15 protein-coding genes are annotated in these 17,855 nt (G+C 63.6%); 4 read left to right on the plus strand and 11 right to left on the minus strand.

Features of this window, described 5'->3' with window-relative positions; all coding sequences use genetic code 11:
* Positions 1-2: 2 nt before the first annotated feature.
* From ACU5AZ_RS08830 to cydD, 3 genes are all read right to left on the minus strand, one after another.
* On the minus strand, positions 3-1,604 hold the full coding sequence (locus ACU5AZ_RS08830; RefSeq protein ID WP_446825623.1) for a cytochrome ubiquinol oxidase subunit I: 1,602 nt from the start codon (positions 1,602-1,604) through the stop codon (positions 3-5).
* Between the two features lie 151 nt (positions 1,605-1,755).
* Positions 1,756-3,414 (minus strand): thiol reductant ABC exporter subunit CydC, encoded by a 1,659-nt coding sequence (gene cydC / locus ACU5AZ_RS08835; RefSeq protein ID WP_446825624.1) that lies wholly within the window; start codon positions 3,412-3,414, stop codon positions 1,756-1,758.
* Positions 3,411-5,102 carry a thiol reductant ABC exporter subunit CydD gene (gene cydD / locus ACU5AZ_RS08840; RefSeq protein WP_446825625.1) on the minus strand — a complete coding sequence of 564 codons (1,692 nt, stop codon included), beginning with the start codon at positions 5,100-5,102 and terminating at the stop codon, positions 3,411-3,413. Before cydD ends, cydC begins: the two co-directional genes overlap by 4 nt.
* 134 nt (positions 5,103-5,236) lie before the next feature.
* Between cydD and ACU5AZ_RS08845 the strand changes: the two genes are divergently transcribed.
* Positions 5,237-5,740 carry an RrF2 family transcriptional regulator gene (locus ACU5AZ_RS08845; protein WP_446825626.1) on the plus strand — a complete coding sequence of 168 codons (504 nt, stop codon included), beginning with the start codon at positions 5,237-5,239 and terminating at the stop codon, positions 5,738-5,740.
* A gap of 31 nt (positions 5,741-5,771) precedes the next feature.
* On the opposite strand, the gene ACU5AZ_RS08850 is transcribed toward ACU5AZ_RS08845, so the two are convergent.
* The 8 genes from ACU5AZ_RS08850 to ACU5AZ_RS08885 all read right to left on the minus strand — a co-directional run bounded on the left by ACU5AZ_RS08850 (position 5,772) and on the right by ACU5AZ_RS08885 (position 14,521).
* A complete protein-coding gene (locus tag ACU5AZ_RS08850; protein ID WP_446825627.1) occupies positions 5,772-8,963 on the minus strand; it encodes an efflux RND transporter permease subunit in 3,192 nt (1,063 codons plus the stop codon).
* A complete protein-coding gene (locus ACU5AZ_RS08855) occupies positions 8,960-9,949 on the minus strand; it encodes an efflux RND transporter periplasmic adaptor subunit (protein WP_446825628.1) in 990 nt (329 codons plus the stop codon). The genes ACU5AZ_RS08850 and ACU5AZ_RS08855 overlap by 4 nt, the downstream gene beginning before the upstream one ends.
* Before the next feature lie 20 nt (positions 9,950-9,969).
* Positions 9,970-10,170: a YgaP family membrane protein gene (locus ACU5AZ_RS08860; RefSeq protein ID WP_446825629.1), complete on the minus strand. Its 201-nt coding sequence runs from the start codon at positions 10,168-10,170 to the stop codon at positions 9,970-9,972.
* Between the two features lie 101 nt (positions 10,171-10,271).
* Positions 10,272-10,715: a thioredoxin TrxC gene (gene trxC, locus ACU5AZ_RS08865; protein ID WP_446825630.1), complete on the minus strand. Its 444-nt coding sequence runs from the start codon at positions 10,713-10,715 to the stop codon at positions 10,272-10,274.
* A 120-nt stretch (positions 10,716-10,835) separates the two neighbouring features.
* Positions 10,836-11,972: an ABC transporter permease gene (locus tag ACU5AZ_RS08870; RefSeq protein ID WP_446825631.1), complete on the minus strand. Its 1,137-nt coding sequence runs from the start codon at positions 11,970-11,972 to the stop codon at positions 10,836-10,838.
* Positions 11,969-12,931, minus strand: coding sequence for an ABC transporter ATP-binding protein (locus ACU5AZ_RS08875; protein ID WP_446825632.1), 963 nt, complete (start codon positions 12,929-12,931; stop codon positions 11,969-11,971). Before ACU5AZ_RS08875 ends, ACU5AZ_RS08870 begins: the two co-directional genes overlap by 4 nt.
* Positions 12,928-13,893 (minus strand): HlyD family secretion protein, encoded by a 966-nt coding sequence (locus ACU5AZ_RS08880; protein ID WP_446825633.1) that lies wholly within the window; start codon positions 13,891-13,893, stop codon positions 12,928-12,930. The genes ACU5AZ_RS08875 and ACU5AZ_RS08880 overlap by 4 nt, the downstream gene beginning before the upstream one ends.
* A complete protein-coding gene (locus ACU5AZ_RS08885) occupies positions 13,886-14,521 on the minus strand; it encodes a TetR/AcrR family transcriptional regulator (protein ID WP_446825634.1) in 636 nt (211 codons plus the stop codon). The genes ACU5AZ_RS08880 and ACU5AZ_RS08885 overlap by 8 nt, the downstream gene beginning before the upstream one ends.
* Before the next feature lie 292 nt (positions 14,522-14,813).
* Between ACU5AZ_RS08885 and ACU5AZ_RS08890 the strand changes: the two genes are divergently transcribed.
* The 3 genes from ACU5AZ_RS08890 to ACU5AZ_RS08900 are packed head-to-tail and all read left to right on the plus strand — an operon-like array spanning position 14,814 to position 17,752.
* A complete protein-coding gene (locus ACU5AZ_RS08890; RefSeq protein WP_446825635.1) occupies positions 14,814-15,974 on the plus strand; it encodes a Gfo/Idh/MocA family protein in 1,161 nt (386 codons plus the stop codon).
* A gap of 39 nt (positions 15,975-16,013) precedes the next feature.
* Positions 16,014-16,898: a carbohydrate ABC transporter permease gene (locus ACU5AZ_RS08895; RefSeq protein WP_446825636.1), complete on the plus strand. Its 885-nt coding sequence runs from the start codon at positions 16,014-16,016 to the stop codon at positions 16,896-16,898.
* Positions 16,895-17,752 carry a carbohydrate ABC transporter permease gene (locus tag ACU5AZ_RS08900; protein WP_446825637.1) on the plus strand — a complete coding sequence of 286 codons (858 nt, stop codon included), beginning with the start codon at positions 16,895-16,897 and terminating at the stop codon, positions 17,750-17,752. Before ACU5AZ_RS08895 ends, ACU5AZ_RS08900 begins: the two co-directional genes overlap by 4 nt.
* Positions 17,753-17,855 lie beyond the last annotated feature (103 nt).

A 17,855-nucleotide genomic window follows, 5' to 3' on the forward strand; every position in this document is an offset into this window, starting at 1 on the left:
CGTTACTCCGCGGGTTGCAGTTCGTGATTGCCTGCGCTCAGGCGATTACGGTGCTTGTTCATCCACTGTTCGGTTTCCGCCACGTCAATGTACGGGCCCTTGCGGATGTATTTGAGCATCAGGCCCATCTCGATGACGAACAGCGCCGAGTAGAAGACGGCAAAGCCGATCAGCGTGATCAGGAGATCGGTGACGCTGAGCTGCGAGGCGGACAGCGCCGTCGGCAGCACGCCGTCCACCGTCCAGGGCTGGCGGCCGAATTCGGCGACGAACCAGCCGAGTTCGGCGGCAATCCACGGTGTCGGAATGATCGCCACCGCGAACCACAGCGCCGGGCGCGAGAAGCGCATGCGCTTGAACGAGGCCTGGTAGAAGAACCAGCCAAGGATGGCGATGAAGGCGAAGCCGAGCGCGACCATGATGCGGAAGGCCCAGAACAGCGGCCAGACGGTCGGGATGGTGTCGTTCGCCGCCTTGACGATCTGCTCCTCGCTCGCCTGGCGCGGATCGTCGACGTAGCGCTTCAGGAGCAGCGCGAAGCCGAGGTCGCTCGAGTGATCCTCGAAGGTCCTGCGGACCTCGTCGCTGACATTGCCCTTGTTTCCGCGAATGGTCAGCAGCGCGTCATAGGCGATGATGCCGGAGCGGATCCGCTCTTCAGCCACCTTCACCAGCTTGTCGATGCCGGGGATCTCCTCGGTCAGCGACCGGGTGCCGATCAGGCCCATGGCATAGGGAATGTGGATGGCGTAATGGGTTTCGCGGGCTTCCTGGTCGGGAAAGCCGAACAGGGTGAAGGAGGCCGGCGCGGGCTGGGTTTCCCACATGCCTTCGATGGCGGCGAGCTTCATCTTCTGGTCATGGGTGACCGAATAGCCGGATTCGTCGCCGAGCAGCACGACCGACAGCGCCGAGGCAAGACCGAAGCTGGCGGCAACCGCGATCGAACGGCGGGCAAGCTCGATATGCCGGCCCTTCAACATGTACCAGGCAGAAACGCCGAGCACGAAGACCGAGGCCGTGACGTAGCCGGCCGAGACCGTGTGCACGAACTTCGCCTGGGCGACCGGATTGAAGACCACATCGAAGAACGAGGTCATCTCCATGCGCATCGTCATCGGATTGAAGGCGGCGCCGACCGGGTTCTGCATCCAGCCATTGGCGATCAGGATCCAGAGCGCGGAGAAGTTCGAGCCGATGGCCACGAGCCAGGCGACGATCATGTGCGCGCGCTTGGACAGGCGATCCCAGCCGAAGAAGAAGAGGCCGACGAATGTCGCCTCGAGGAAGAAGGCCATGAGGCCCTCGATGGCAAGCGGAGCGCCGAAGATGTCGCCGACATAATGGCTGTAATAGCTCCAGTTCATGCCAAACTGGAATTCCATGGTGATGCCGGTGGCAACGCCGAGAACGAAGTTGATACCGAACAGCGTTCCCCAGAACTTGGTCATCTGGCGCCAGACCGGCCGGTCGGTCATCACGTAAACCGTCTCCATGATGGCGACGATGATGGAAAGGCCTAGTGTCAAAGGGACAAAGAGAAAATGATAAAGTGCCGTCATTGCAAATTGCAGTCGTGACAGCTCGACTATGTCGATAGCCATGGCGTCCTCGCTTTCTAGTCAGAGCAGGCGTTCATCCATACCCGACTTGCATTAGACCCCTCCGCTTGCCGCGTACTTGATTCACGTCAATAAGATGCATTTTTCGCGCACCTTATTGTCGCACCCCCGTTGCCGCAGCCGGCAGAGGTTTTCAGGAGAGCGATATCAGGCGATGCGCCCAGGCCTTCTCGGCCGCGCGGTGGGCCGCGACCAGGATCGCGGCTTCGGGAAAGGCGGCCTGCAGGCGCGCCAGAACAGTCTCCGCCGTCGCGCCGTCAAGCCCTTCGGTCGGCTCGTCGAGAAGCAGGAGGCGCGGCCGCCGGATCACCATCCGGGCCAAGGCCAGCCGACGCTTCTCTCCGCCGGAAAGGCCGCCTCCGCCTTCCCCGAGACGAAATTCCAGGCCGCCTTTTTCCGCGATCACAGCGTCAAGCGCAGCGATCTGCAACGCAGCCATCATCTCTTCGTCGGATGCGTCCGGACGAGCCAGGCGAAGGTTATCCGCGATGCTGCCGCCGACCAATGCGGCACGTTGTGGCAGGTAGCCGACGAGATGCGACACATCGTCCTCGGCGAGATCAAGGACCGGCCTGCCCGCCAGCGAAACGACTCCCCTGTCCGGCACGAGAAGGCCGCGCGCCAGATTGAGAAGCGTCGTCTTGCCGGAACCGCTGGGGCCGGTGAGTGCGACGATTTCGCCGGCGTGGATGTCGAAAGAGAGTGTCTTCAGCAACGGCCGTCCACCCTGCACGAGGGAAACGGTCTCGAAACTCAGCACCGGAGCGGCAGGAGACGAAGTCGTCTGAGGCGACGTCCGATCGGCGGCAGAGGTCGGAACCGCTGCGGTGAACTCGGCCTCGATGCGGCGGGCCGCATCCGTCATCCGGCCCAGTTCGCCGATACCGCGGGCGAGCGGTGCGGCGATCTCGGCGAGGGCGAGGGCCGCGAAGAAGCCGAGGGCGGCGTGGGCGGCATCCAGCGTCCCGTTCAAGGTCGCGAGTGCCCCGAGAAGAAGCGAACCGCCGGCGGCAATTGTCGCAAAACCGGTGATCAGAATGGCCGAGCGATGTTCGGCGCGGTCGACCGCATCGCCGGCGGTCTGCAGCCGATCCTGCGCATCCATGACCGACAGGCGCCAATCGTCGAGCCGTCCGGCAACCGCCAGTTCCGGCTGGGCGCGCATCATGTCGATGACGCGCATGCGCAGCGCCTGCATCGCCATCTGGCCGAGGCGCGACGGCTTGCGGGCCTTTCTCAGGATCATGAGGGTGGCAACCGCGATGCCGACAAGGAAGCCGCCGATCTGCCAGCCGGCGATCAGCGGCGTCGTCAGCCATGCCAGAAGCAGATAGGCGGCGACAAAGGTAATGGCGGCGGCGGTGAAGGGAATGACCAGCCGCAGGGCAAGACCGTCGAGGGCATCGATGTCGATTGTCAGGCGATTGAGGCGCTCGGAACCGCGGAGCCTGGAGAGGACAAGTGCGGGGCGGCGCAGCATGGCGGCAAGCACGGACACCCTGAGACGTGCCAGGCCGCGCAGCGTCGCGTCATGGGTGGTCAGGCGTTCGCCATAGCGGGCGGCGGCCCGACCGAAGGCCAGCATGCGCACGCCGGCGCTGGGGCGGAAGACGTCGAAAACGAGGCCGGCCCCTGCCCCGCCGGCGACGCCCGCCGCGGTGATGAACCAGCCGGACAGCCCCAGCAGCGCCATGCTGGCCGCGGTCACCGTCACCGACAACAGGACGCCCAGCAGCAACGAGCCGAAATGGCCGCTCCAGACGCGGCGAAAGACCTTGAAAAGCGCGTTCATGGATGGGCCTCCAGCCGGATTTCCCGGTCCATGCGGGTAATCAGCGCCGGGTCGTGGGTGGCGACGATCAGGGTCGCGCCCGATTGCGCGGCAGCCAGAAGGGCGTCGGTGATCCGTGCCGCGGTCATCGCATCGAGGTCAGCCGTCGGCTCGTCGGCAAGGATGACGTCGGCATTGCCGTAGATCGCGCGAGCGATCATCAACCGCCGGGCTTCGCCACCGGACACACCCGCGCCGTTCTCGCCGAGCCTGGTATCGGCCCCGCGCGGCAGGACCGCGACCACATCGGAAGCCTGCGCCCTCTCAAGAGCGGAGGAGAGGCGGTCCGCATCCGCATGTTTTTCGGCCAACGCGAGATTGGCTCTCAAGCTCGCATTCAGAAGATGGGGGTGCTGGCCGACATAGCCGGTCCGGGCGCGCCAGGCATCCGCCGTTTCGTCGTCCAGCGGCTGGCCGGCAACCGTCAGCGATCCCTGGTCGGGCTTCACCAGGCCGGCGAGGAGATAAAGAAGCGTGCTCTTGCCGGCGCCGCTGCCGCCGGTCACCGCGACCTTCTCGCCGGGTTCGATGGCAAAGTCCGGAAAGCGGACCTGCCGTCCGGCGCTCATCGACAGCCCCACACCCTCCGCGCGGACGGCAGGCGCGCCCCCAAGCGGCGGCTGCTTTTTTCCGGAACCGAGGATGGTGTGAGCCGCCCCGGTTTCCAGCGCCGCCACTTCGCCTGCCACAGCAAGCGCTGCCGCCCGGTCATGCCAGGCAACCGCCAGTTCCCGCATAGGCTGGAAGAAGTCCGGAACCAGAAGCAGGATGAAGATGCCGCCGGCAACGGAAAGCGGCGTGCCGTAGGTGCCGAAGGAAAACGTGCCGAGCAGGCTGAAGCCGACATAGACGGCGGCAAGCGCGATGCCGAGCGCGGCGAAGAGTTCGAGAACGGTCGAGGAGAGAAAAGCAACCTTCAGCACCGCCATGGTGCGGGCCCGGAGGCTATCGGCCGCGTCCTCGAAACGCGCAAGCGTTGCGGCTTCCGCGTTCAGGAGCCGGATGTCGAAGGCGGCGGTCAGCCATTCGAGAAGCAGCCCATTGAGCGTGCCGGTCTCGGCGAGATGCTTCTCGCTCGCGTCCCGCGCGGCAAAGCCGATCAGCGCCATGAACAGCGGGATCAGCGGCCCGGACATCAGCAGGATCAGCGCCGCCACCCAGGACCAGAAAAGCGCGGCCAGGAGGATGGCGATCGGGACGACGGCCACCTTGATGGCGGCGACGCGGTAGCGCGCCATCCAGGGGATGAGAAGTTCGAGCTTGTTGCCAACCAGTGTCGCAAGCGCCGCGGAGGATTGCCGGTTGGAGGCGAGCGGCGAGACCCTGCTTTCCCGATCGATGATCCGCCGCCGCTCGCCGGCCACGACGGATTGAGCGGCACGAAACGCGCTGCGGGCCGCATAGGCTTCGCCGCCATGCCGCAGCAGGCCGAAGGCAATGAACAACACGGCGCCAAGCACCGCCTTCTGCACCGTCGCCGTGCCGGCAACCAGTGCTCCGATCAGATCGGCTGCGACATAGGCCTGGACGATCCAGAGAAGCGAGGCGGCGCAGGCAATGGACGCGGCGGCGAGGATCGGCCGGCGGCTTGCCTGTTCCAGCGCATCGAGCGCGCGTTTGGCCGGATCATCGGTGGAATGGGGGGGCATGAGGACGAAACAATCTAAAAAACATATTCTGGATGCATCTTTTATGACCACGCTACGGGCAGCCATGATCTCGATCAAACCCCAAATTGCCGCGGCCCTGTAAAACACGGACTTAGTGGTGGGGAAAATCTGACATGCGGCTGACGACAAGGACCAATCTTGCCATCAGGACACTGATGTACTGTGCGGTGAACCGGGAGACGATCGTCCGAAAGTCGGATATCGCCCTGGCGTGCAACGCGTCGGAAAATCATCTCGGCCAGGTGGTGCGACTTCTGGCGCAACACGACCTTCTGGACGCCACGCGCGGGCGCAATGGCGGCATGCAGCTCGCCAGGCGACCGGAGGAGATCGGCATCGGCGCCGTCTTCCGGCTATTCGAGGCCGACCTGCCCTTTGCCGAATGCTTCAGCCCGTCGAACACCTGTCCGCTCGTCGAAGCCTGCTGGCTGAGAAACGCCATCCGCGATGCTGTCTCTGCCTTCTACGCTTCGCTGGACCGCGTCACGCTGGCCGATCTCGTCAACGGCAACGAAGCGCTGGCCGTCCTGTTGCGACTGCATCCGCCGGTCGGCTGCTCGGCGCCTGGAGCGCCGGGCACCGGATTGGCGGCACCGCTTTCGCCGGCCGCGATCTAGGCCGGCCACCGTCTCACCCGTTTGATCCGCCTCAGGTCCTCAGCACCCGGTAGATGGCCGGGATGACGAGGACGGTTAGCAGGGTCGACGACGCCAGGCCGAACAGCAGCGAGATCGCCAGGCCCTGGAAGATCGGGTCGGTGAGGATCACTGCCGCGCCGATCATGGCGGCGAGCGCCGTCAGGAGGATCGGCTTGAAGCGGATCGAGCCGGCCTCGATCAGGACCTCGGTCAACGGCCGGTCTTCGGAGCGTGCATGGCGGATGAAATCGACGAGCAGGATCGAGTTGCGGACAATAATGCCGGCAAGCGCGATGAAGCCGATCATCGAGGTCGCGGTGAACGGCGCGTGGAAGATCCAGTGGCCACCGAGAATGCCGATGAAGGTCAGCGGGATCGGCGTCAGGATGACGAGCGGCACCTTGAACGAGCCGAACTGGGCGACGACGAGGATGTAAATCCCGATCAGGGCCACCATGAAGGCCGCGCCCATGTCGCGGAACGTCACCCAGGTCACTTCCCATTCGCCGTCCCACAGAAGCGTCGGGTGGCTCTCGTCGGTCGGCTGGCCATGCAGCGAGATCACCGGCTTCTGCAGACCCGTCCAGTCCATGCTGTCGATCGCATCCTGGACGGCCAGCATGCCGTAGAGCGGTGCTTCGTACTGACCGGCAAGCTCGGCGGTCACCATTTCGGCGAAGCGGCCATTGTGACGGAACAGCGGATAGGACGTCTGTTCACGGGTGATCTTCACGACGTCGCCGAGTTCGACGACGGCGCGCGAGCCGGGCAGGACATTGGCCGGAACCGGCGTCGACAGGAACCGTTCGTCAAGCACCCTGGCCCCCTTTGGCCGGGCAATCTCGATCGGGATCGGCGCACGTCCGCCGCCACGGTGCGAATAGCCGACGACCGTGTCGCCGTTCAACGCCTTCAGCGTATCGAAGACATCGCTTTCCGAGACGCCGTAGAAATCGAGGTCGTCGGTGGAAATCGTCGCGCGCAGCCGCGGCGCCGGCGTGCCGAAGGAATTGTCGACATCGACGATGAAGGGTACCGATTTGAAGGCTTCCTCGACCTTGAGCGCCACGGCGCGGCGGGTCTCGGCATCCGGACCGTAGATTTCGGCAAGAAGCGTCGCCATGACGGGCGGTCCCGGCGGCGGCTCGACGACCTTCAGCGAGGTACCCTCCGGCACATCGATGGCCTTCAGCCGATCACGCAGGTCGATGGCGATCTCATGGCTCGAGCGGTCGCGATCACTCTTCGGCGTCAGGTTGATCTGCACGTCGCCCATGTCGGGGTTGGAGCGAAGATAGGCGTGACGCACCAGCCCGTTGAAGTTGAAGGGTGCGGCGGTTCCGGCATGGGTCTGCATGGAGATGACTTCCGGCTCCGCCAGCGCCACGCGCGCAACCGCCTGGACGACCGCATCGGTATCCTCGACGGACGAGCCTTCCGGCAGGTCGACCGTCACCTGCAGCTCCGACTTGTTGTCGAAGGGCAGGAGCTTGACGGTCACGTCCTTGGTGTAGAACAGCGTCAGCGAGCCGAGCGTCGCCACGCCGACGGCGAGGAGGAAGATCCAGCTGCGGGTCTTGGTCTTGAGGATCGGGCGTGCCACGGCCGCATAGGCGCGGCCCAGACGGCCGCCGCTACTATGATCGGTATCGGCATGCAATTCCGCCTTGCCGGCGATCTTCAGCATCAGCCACGGGGTGACCATGACGGCGACGAAGAAGGAAAAGATCATAGCGGCCGAGGCGTTCGCCGGGATCGGGCTCATATACGGGCCCATCATGCCGGAAACGAACATCATCGGCAGAAGGGCGGCGACCACGGTCAGGGTCGCGACGATCGTCGGATTGCCGACCTCGGCAACGGCCTCGATTGCCGATTGCCGCCGGTCGCTGCCGCCCATGCCCCAGTGGCGCGCGATGTTCTCGATGACGACGATGGCGTCGTCGACGAGAATGCCGATCGAGAAGATGAGCGCGAAGAGCGAGACGCGGTTCAGCGTGTAGCCCATCAGGTTGGCGGCAAAGAGCGTCAGGAGGATCGTCACCGGAATGACGATCGCCACCACCATCGCCTCGCGGCGGCCGATGGCGATCCAGACCAGCGCGATGATCGACAGCGTCGCCAGCCCGAGATGGAAGAGAAGCTCGTTGGCCTTCTCGTTCGCCGTCTCACCGTAGTTTCGCGTGACTTCGACCGATACGGAGTCCGGCAGCAGCTTGCCCTTGAGCTCATCGACCTTGGCGAGGATTTCCTCGGAAACGACGACGGCGTTGGCGCCGGCGCGCTTGGCGATGGCCAGGGTGACGGCGGGAACGCGCACCGGTTCGCCGTCCTTGCCGCGGGTGACGGAAGAGACGTGCGTGTCGGCGGTATCGGTGACGAAGGAGACATCGGCGACATCGCGCACGTAGACCGGCCGGTTGTCGCGGGTCGTCAGCAGGAGATTGCCGATTTCGGCCGGGGAGCGCAGCGTCTCGCCGGCGACGACGTCGATCTGCTTGCCGCCGTCGCGCACGAGGCCGGTGGAAAAGGACCGGTTGGCGGCGGTCACCTTGCCGGTCAATTGCTGCAACGTTACGCCATAGAGCGCGAGCTTTTCCGGGATCGGCGCGATGCGGATGGCGTCGCCCGTCTCGCCGACCAGGTAGGTCAGGCCGACATTCTCGATGGTCGACAGCTGCATGCGCAATTCGCTGGCAATGCGGGTCAGGTCATTCGCCGTGACGCCGGCGCCCTTGTCTTCGGACGGCGTCAGCGTCAGCGCCATGATCGCCACATCGTCGATGGTGCGGCCGACGATCATCGGCTCGGGAATGCCGACCGGAATGCGGTCCATATTGGCCATGATCTTGTCGTGGACACGCAGCACCGCCGCATCGGCGGAGGTGCCGACGAGGAAGCGCACCGTGACCATGACCTGATCGTCGCTGGTCTCCGAATAGACGTGTTCAACGCCGTTGATGCCCTTGACGATCGTCTCCAGCGGCTCGGTGACGAGCTTGGCGGCATCCTCCGCCTTCAGCCCCTCGGCCTTGACGAGGATATCGATCATGGGGACGGAAATCTGCGGCTCTTCTTCGCGCGGCAGGGTCATCAGGGCGATGAGGCCCAGCGCGAAGGCGGCAAGCAGAAAGAGCGGCGTCAGCGGCGACGAGATGAAGGTCTTCGTCAGGCCGCCGGCAATTCCAAGGCCGTGCTTCATGGCAGCTGAACCTCTTCGCCGGCCTGAAGGCCTGTCAGGATCTCGACCATGTCCTTGCCATTGTCCGAGATCGTCTGGCCGGTGACGACGGCGCGTTCCGAGGTGATGTCGCCGGCCGTCACCGAGACATAGTCGATCCCGAACCGGTTGACGACGGCGGCCTTCGGCACGAGCAGTGCGTCATGGCTGCCGACGGGCAGGCGGACCAGCACGCGGGCGTTGACGAAGGCGGTCGGCAGGTCGGCGACCTCGACATCGGCGATTACCCTGCCATTGTCGATTTCGGGATAGATCTTGGCGAGCCGGCCTTCCGTCGCGCTGGTGCCGTCGACACCGTCGATCTCTATTCCGGCGCCCTGCTTCAGGGTGGCCGCATGCCGCTCCGGGATGGCGAGCCTAAGGAAGAAACCGCCGCCGCCGACCGTGGCGACGGTTTCACCCGCCAGCGCCACGGCGCCGCGGGTGACCGGCACGGCCAGAACCTTGCCGTCGACCGGCGCCAGCACCTGACCTTCCTTTGCCTGCTCCTCGATGACGGCGCGCTCTGCTTCGGCCGCGCCGATCTGGTTGGTGATGACGTCGACCTGGGTGCGCAACTGGTCGAGCCTCTGCGTCGTCGTCACGCCGCTCTTCAACAATTGCTCGCCGCGCTTCAGTTCGCTCTGCGCATTGGCAAGCGATGCCTGCAGGCCCGAAAGCTGGGCATTGATGGCCGCGACCTGGAAATCGATCTTGTCATCCTTGACCACGGCCAACACGTCACCGGCCTTGACGGTATCGCCTTCGGTCACGTTCAGCTCGATGATGGTACCGCCGAGACGGGCACGGGCGGGAACGCTGTCGCGCGCCTCCACCCGTCCGTAGACAGCCTTCCATTCGGTCATCCTGGCCGGTTCCAGGCGCAGTGTCTCGGCTGCGGCGTCAACCGCGCCGCCAGCGAGGCCAAGCGCCAGGGCGCCCGACAAGACGAAGGCTTTCCACCCCATTTCGGTATCCCCTGCTTTCATCAGAATGCGTTGCCCGGCCTGATGCCGAGCTTCTTCAAGATCATGGCCGCCGGGCAGAAGCCGGTGAAGGCCGATTGCAGCATGTTGGCGCCGACAAAGACGGTCAGCCAAACGAAATAGGGACTGACGGCGTAGGTCAGCGCCAGAGACAAGAGCACCATGAAACCGGCAAAGCCGAGAACTGCACGATCAACGTTCATCTGAACCTCCATAATATATAGTGAAATTCATATATTTTTGTTTGACCGGGTTTTCAAGGGCCCTTCTGTCTGTGCTCCTCCCCTGATCTCGGGATGCCGCTTCAGTGAGCTGCGAGGCTTGACGTCAGCCAGTCGACGATCTGCCGTTCGCCCATGGCGCCCGATACCCGCGCCACCTCGCGGCCGTTCCTGTAGAGCAGCATGGTCGGAATGCCCCGGATCGACAGCCGGCCGGCGGTTTCCTGCTCATCGTCGGAATTAAGCTTCAGGAACCGGACCTTCGGCTCAAGCCTTTTCGCCGCCGCCTCGAAGGCCGGCGCCATCGACCGGCACGGACCGCACCAGGGCGCCCAGACGTCAACGACCACCGGGACCGTGCTCTTCTCGATCTGGCGGCTGAAACGCGCTCCGTTCACCTCGATCGGATGGCCCGAAAACAGAAGCGACCCACACGTCCCGCATTTTGCCGCCAGCGGATCGCGGTCGGTCCGCAACCGGTTGATGCCCGCGCAGGACGGGCACACGATCTGATGCGCTTCTGTCACATCCGGCCTCCTCGTCTTCGCCGTGATCTCCGACATGAAGACTATTGCATAGGCGTTGCAGAGGGAACTTGATCACGGTCAAGTCTTTGCGCCGGGATGCCGGCCGCGAAGCCGTCGACGTCAGTCGAGCGTCTGGCGGTAGCGCAGCATGGCGATGGCCGTGATCACCAACATGATCAGGCCGAGCGCGGTCATGTCCGGCACGATGTCGCCCATGCCCGCCCCCTTGAGCATCACCTTGCGGACGATGCGGACGAAGTGGGTGGCCGGAATGACGCTGCCGACAACCTGCGCCCAGGCGGGCATACCGGCGAAGGGGAACATGAAGCCCGACAAAAGAACAGACGGCAGGATGAAGAAAAAGGACATCTGCATAGCCTGCATCTGGTTCCTGGCCACCGTCGAAAACAGGAAGCCGAGCGCCAGGTTCACAACGATGAACAGGTTGAGCCCTGCAAGGAAGGCCCAGCCGCTGCCTTCGAAGGGAACCGCAAAGAGCACGAGCGCGATTATCAGAAAGACCAGCGTCTGCACATAGCCGACCAGCACGTAAGGCAGGATCTTGCCGAGCATCACCTCGGCGGGCCGGACCGGGGTCGAGATCAACGTCTCCATCGTTCCGCGCTCGGTCTCCCGCACGATGGCAACTGCGGTGATCATGATCATCGTCATGGAGATGATGATCGCCAGCAGGCCGGGGACGATGTTGAAGGCGGTGACGCCGGCCGGATTGAAATGCTTGTGCACGACGATGTCGTAGGGCGGCGCCTGCGGCGCAAGGTGCTTGAGGGCGCCCGGCAGGCTGTCGGTGAGTGCTGCCTCGATGATGCCGTTCAGCGCGCCGATCGCGCCGCCGGTCGCCGTTGGATCGGAAGCGTCGGCTGCAAGCAGCACCGCCGGCTTCTCGCCGCGTACGACATCACGTTCGAAATTGCCGGGGACGACGATGATGAAGGTCGCCCTGCCGGCGGCAAAGGCTTCCTCGGCCTGCCTTTCTCCGGAAACCGCGCCGCGAATGTCGAAATAGGTGGAATTGTTGAGCCCGGCGATGAGCGCCCGCGTCAGCGGCCCGCTGTCGCGGATGTCGACGAGGGTCGGCAAATGGCGCGGGTCGGTGTTGATGGCGTAGCCGAAGAGCAATAGCTGGACGATCGGTAGCGCCACCATCATGGCGAAGGTGACCCGGTCGCGCCGCATCTGGATGAATTCCTTGACCAGGACCGCGAGGAAACGGCTGAAGGAAAGACCGGACATCATGCCTCCGGCTCCCGGCCGCCGAAATTGTCCTTGGAGCTCGACATCAGGTAGATGAAGATGTCCTCAAGCCCGGCCTTGTGGCGTGTCCATTCGCGCGACTTGTCTTTCTCACGCAACGTCTCGGCCGTCTTTGCAAGCGCCTCATGATCCGTGCCGGAGGCGTGCAGCGCGGTACCGAAGCGGGTCACCTGGTCGACGCCCGGCTGCCCCCGCAGATCATCTTCGAGCGCGGTGAGGTTCGGGCCCTCGACATTCCAGGTCTCGAGGCCGACCTGGTCCGGAATGTCGCTGGTGCGTCCGTCGATCAGCTTGCGGCCATAGGCGATGTAGGCGATGAACTCGCATTGCACCGCCTCGTCCATATAATGAGTGGAGACAAGCACGGTAACGCCACGGCGCGACAGGCGGCGGATCTCGTCCCAGAATTCGCGCCGCGCCTTGGGATCGACGCCGGCGGTCGGCTCGTCGAGGAGCAGCAGGTCCGGCTCGTGCAGCATGCAGGCAGCCAGCGCCAGGCGCTGTTTCCAACCGCCGGAAAGCTCGCCGGCCAGCTGGTGGGCGCGGTTTCGTAGTCCCAGATCTTCGAGCGCCTGCTCGACGCGTTCGCGCCTTCGATCCAGCCGGTACATGCGGGCGATGAAATCGAGGTTTTCGCGGATCGACAGGTCCTCATAGAGCGAGAATTTCTGGGTCATGTAGCCGACCCGCTCCTTGATCCGGTTGCTGTCGGTCCGGATGTCCATGCCGAGGCAGGTGCCCGAACCGGCATCCGGCGTCAGCAGGCCGCAGAGCATGCGGATCGTTGTCGTCTTGCCGCTGCCATTCGGACCGAGAAAGCCGTAGATGGCGCCACGCGGAACACGAATGTCGAAATCGTCGACCACCGTCTTGGCGCCGAAGACCTTCGTCAGGCCGGTCACGTCGATGACCGTCTCGCGCTCCTGTTCGCCGCTGCTCATCGGCTTGAACCATCCGCGGCACGAACCATCACCGGTTGGCCGACAGGCGGGCGGAAGCCCCGTTCATCCAGACGGGCCTCCGTCATGAAGACAAGCCGGCCGCGCTCATCGCGGCTGTAGATCAGCGGCGGCGTGAATTCCGGCTCGGACGCCTGGTAGGTGACCGTGGCCGCGACCTCACCGTCGCAACCGTCGCATTCGGCCACGACCCGGGCGCCGATAGCGAAATGGGACCGTTCGGCTTCGGGCACGAAGAAGCGCAGCTTGAGGTCCCCCGTCCGCACGATCGACAGAACGGGCGCAGACGGGCCGGACACTTCACCGGCCTTGAGAAACTGCCGGTCGACCCTGCCCTCTACGGGTGCGACGACGTGATAATAGCCGAGCGCGGTTTGCGCCTGCACGAGCGCCTGTCCGGCGGCCTCGGCCTTTGCCTTTGCGGCGGCAATCTGCTCCGGCCGGGCCGGCAGCTCCGCCGATGCAAGCTGGGCATTCAGCTGCCGGACCTCGGCCGCCGCCTGCTGCAGGGCGGTGTCGGCCTTGTCGCGATCGGCGGAGGTGGCGACGCCGCGCACCGCCAGCGCGCGGATGCGGGAGGCATCCGCCGTCGCCTGCTGCAGCGTCAGCTGCGCCTGCTGCAGGTTCTGACGGATAACCTCCAGATCCGCCTCGCGCGCGCCGGTCTCCAGATTTCGCTGCTCGGCCGCCGCAGCATCGGCCTCCGCCTTGGCCTGAGCCACCGCGCTTGCCGCCGCGGTGTCGTCGAGATCGAACAGCGGCGCGCCGGCTGCAACGGTCTCGCCTTCCTTCACATGGACATGCTCCAGGCGACCGGAGACGAGCGGCGCCACATAGGTGTAATCCGCCTCGACATAGCCGGAAAAACCATCCGGCTGGGCGGTTGAGAAGAGGCTCAACAGGCCGGTGAATGCTGCGCCAAGCCAGGATTGCACGTCATTCATCGTCTTTCTCCCGCAGCAATCCGTTCATCAGGATGTCGATGTGGGACCGCATGAAGCTTTCCTGTGCCTCGGCCTCTGCGCTTCCCAGCCCGAACACCTGGAAGAGAATGAGGTTTGCAATCAATGGACCGACGACGGCGCGCACGGCATGATCAGGATCAATTCGGCGGAAGCGTCCCGACTGCATGCCCCGTTCGAGGATGACTTTCGCCGCCCCGAGGCCGCGGTCGAGCACTTCCCGGCGATACATCGCGGCAAGGTCTGGAAAGAGCTTGGCTTCCGACAGGATGAGCCGCGGAACGGCGGCGGCTCTCTGATCGCCGAGACGCCGGCCCACGAGATGGATCATCCGGACGATGTCTTCGGCCGGATCGCCGGTGAGGTTTTCGGCCACCTGCGCGACGCTCTCGGCGACGGGCACCAAGGCCCGCTTCACGATCGCCTCGATCAGCGCTTCCTTGTTGGGGAAGTAGAGATAGACCGCCCCCTTGGATATGCCGGCGCGCTCGGCGATATCCTCCACGCGGGTCATGGCAAAGCCGCGTTCGATGAAGAGATCGAGCGCCGCATCCAGGACCTCGTCCGGGCGCGCGGTCGGCCTGCGGCGGAACTTCGGCGGTTGCGGCATAGACCTTTTCTCCGGACAATAAATAACTGACTGGTCATTTATATAATTGCAAAATTTAGGCGTGTCGAATCCCCTGTTTCCGGCGCAACACCGGCCTTCCGCGGCGGGTTGCGGAAGGGGCTTGAAAAAATTCAATAACTGTCGGATAAAAAATCAACCAACCTGACGAATTTGAAAATGAATTTCATAGACTTCGCGTTTCGGCCCGAAATTCGATTGACTAGGACGAAAATTTGTCACAGCCTAAGAAAATAAATTACGAAAACACGACGTATCGTAAAGGGTCCCATCAATGAGAGTAGGTATCATCGGTCTCGGCTACCGTCTCGGATATCTGAGTTATGTGTTCAATGCCCTGGACAAGGATTTCCAGATCGCTGGCTATGTCGACCCGGCACCCGCCGGCATGAAGACCCTTGACGAACACGGCATTTCGCCCGGCAACGTCTATGAGACGCCACAGGAACTGATCGCCAACGAGACCTTCGACCTCTTGATGATCGGCTCTCCGAACCACATGCATCTCGAACATATCCGCATCGGCCTCGAAGCCGGCTGCAAGGTGTTCTCCGAGAAGCCGATCGTCACGACGCTCGAACAGACCTACGAGCTTGCCCACCTGCTCGCCAAGTACGGCCACGACCGCCTGATGGTCGGCCTCGTGCTGCGCTACTCCCCGCATTACAAGAAGCTGCGCGCCGCACAGGCGGAAGGCCTGCTCGGCGAAGTCGTCTCGATCGAGGCCTCCGAGCATATCGAGCCCTATCACGGCGCCTTCTTCATGCGCGACTGGCGCCGCTACGAGCGTTATGCCGGCGGCTTCATGCTGGAGAAATGCTGCCACGACCTCGACCTCTATAACGGCGTGGTCGGCTGCCGGCCGGAGCGGGTCGCGAGCTTCGGCGGCCGCAAGAGCTTCATTCCGCAGAACTCGCCCGCCAATCAGGGTACCAACGACATGGAAGTCTACCACCGCAAGCCGAGCGGCTGGATGGGCTCGGACAAGGTGTTCGACAGCGATGCCGACATCATCGACTTCCAGACGGCGATCGTCGAATACGAGAACGGCGTGGCGATGACCTTCCACACCAATCTCAACGTTCCGGACCAGTTTCGCCGCTTCTGCGTCATCGGCTCGAAGGGCATGGCGGAAGGCGACTTCATCCGCGGCTATGTCGACGTCCACGACGCGCATACCGGCAAGAAGGTCATCGAGGAGCGCTACAATACGCGCACCGCGCTCTCGCAGCACTACGGCGCCGACGAGCAGATGGCCGAAGACATTCTCGATCACATGAAGAACGGCACGCCGCTGCCGGTCTCGGCCCTCAACGCCATGGAAGCCGGGGTGTTGGCAATGGCCATGGACGAGGCCCGACGGACGCGATCGGTGATCGACATGAGGCCCATATGGGCGCGGTTCGACGCCGCACTCCAGGCACAGGCCGCATAATCAAGCACAAAACAATAAAGGGGAGCTTGAATGCAGGGAATGACGACAAGACGAAGTGCGGTGCTCTTTGCCTGGATGCTTTTGCTCCCGGCGCTGATCTATGTCCTCATCATCGTCGCCTATCCGCTGATCGATACCATCAAGCTCTCCTTCACCGACGCCTCCCTCAAACGGACCTATGACTGGGTCGGCTTCGAGAACTTCACCAAGATCTTTCGCCGTGGCTTCTCGGACATCATCGTCCGGACCTTCGTGTGGACCTTCTTCTCCGTCCTCTTCAAGATGATCATCGGCACATGCGCCGCAGTCCTGCTGAACGCGGCCGTGCCGGGTCGCACGCTGTTTCGCCTGCTGACCATGCCGCCATGGATCGTGCCGATGGCCATCGGCATCTTCATGTGGGGATGGATGTACAACGGCCAGTTCGGGATGATTTCCGGCCTGCTGCAGCGCTTCGGCTTCCTCGACGGGCCCTTCCCCATCCTTTCGACCGGACCGACCGCCTTCTGGGCGACGATCGTCACCGACGTGTGGATCGGCGTTCCCTTCGTGACGATCTATCTGCTGGCGGCCATCCAATCGATCCCCACCGATCTCTATGAGGCCGCCTGGACCGACGGTGCCGGCCGCTTCTACCGCTTCCGCCGCATCACCCTGCCGCTGATCGTGCCGGCCATGATCACCATGTCGATGATCTCGCTGATCTCGACCTTCAATTCCTTCGACATCATCTGGATCCTGACCCAGGGCGGGCCGAGCGGCCAGACGACGACGATGATCATCGACACCTATCGCACGGCCATCGGTGCCTACAAGTTCGGCGAAGGTGCGGCGCGCGCCGTGCTCATCACCATCTTCCTGTCGCTGTTCTGCTGGCTCTATTTCCGCATGGTCAACCGCTTCTCCGGGGAGGCTGCACGATGAGCTCGAGCGCGCTGATCAACCGCTACACCTGGTACGAGAAGATCGGCATCTATGCCGGCATCCTCCTGTTCCTCAGCTTCGTGCTGGCACCCTTCGTGGAAGGCTTCTTCGTTTCGCTGAAGCCGCTGTCGCACCTCTTCTCCTCACCCTACCGCTTCTGGCCGGACGACGCCTCGCTGGAGGCCTATCACACCATGTGGGAGCGCGTGCCGCTGCTTGGCCGCTACATCGTCAACTCGATCTTCATCGCCGGCGTCGGCATGATCATCTCGCTGTTCCTGATCGTGCCGGCCTCCTATGCCTTTGCCCGTTTCGAGTTCAAGGGACGCGGGCCGCTGATGGGCGGCTTCCTGGCAGTCAACATGTTCTCCGGCGCCGTCCTGCTCATCCCGCTGTTCCGCCTGATGCGCACATTCGGCATGCTCAACACCTATTTCGCCATGATCGTTCCGGGTGTCGCCTTCGTCATCCCGACCGGCATCTGGCTTTTGCGCACCTACATGCTGCGCATTCCGAGGGAACTGGAAGAAGCAGCACTCGTCGACGGCGCATCGCGCCTCTACACCTTCCGGCGGGTGATCATTCCGCTCGCCTTGCCGGGAATAGCGGTCGTTGCGATCCATTCCTTCCTGACGATCTACGCGCAGCAGTTCATCTTTGCGCTGACGTTTAATTCCAAGACCGAATACATGCCGCTGTCCGTCGGACTCTACGCCTTCTTCGGACGCCAGGAAGTCATCTGGAACGAGCTGATGGCCGCCTGCTTCCTCGGCATTCTTCCGGTCTTCATCGTCTTCATTTTCCTGCAGCGCTACCTGGTGGCCGGCATGACGGCGGGAGCCGTGAAGACATGACAACAGATTTCGTGGACGGCATCGAGAAAGCTGTGTGCGGATTAGAGCAAGGCCCCGGGAAGGGAGTGACTGATGTCAACCCGGCGCCTTGCCGAACGGGCAA

The sequence above is a fragment of the Rhizobium sp. PAMB 3182 genome (assembly GCF_052908355.1).